The sequence below is a fragment of the Peribacillus sp. SIMBA_075 genome (genome assembly GCF_046534585.1).
Window position 1 is genome coordinate 1 of record NZ_JAWRYN010001649.1, and the last position, 234, is coordinate 234.

The 234-nt window shown below is 45.7% G+C and carries 1 protein-coding gene; it reads left to right on the plus strand.

Annotated elements, in window-relative coordinates; translation table 11 throughout:
- A partial coding sequence (locus SB775_RS34025; protein WP_410865708.1) for a Nif3-like dinuclear metal center hexameric protein occupies positions 1-182 on the plus strand: 182 nt, incomplete at its 5' end.
- Positions 183-234 lie beyond the last annotated feature (52 nt).

The window sequence follows — 234 nt, forward strand, 5'->3', positions numbered from 1 at the left end:
GCTACCATGTCGCTCACGACGCTCAGGCTGAGGGCTTATCCATCATTGATGCCGGTCACAACATAGAGAAGATCATGAAAGAAAAGCTGGCATCCTATTTACAGCAGCAATTAAAAGAAAATGGTTATGAAACGGAAGTTATCGCATCGCGGCTGCACACTGATCCGTTCCAATTTGTGTAAAAAGGCAGAAGAGACCAGCTGCCAGTTGAAGTGTAGGAGGATTTCAATGTGC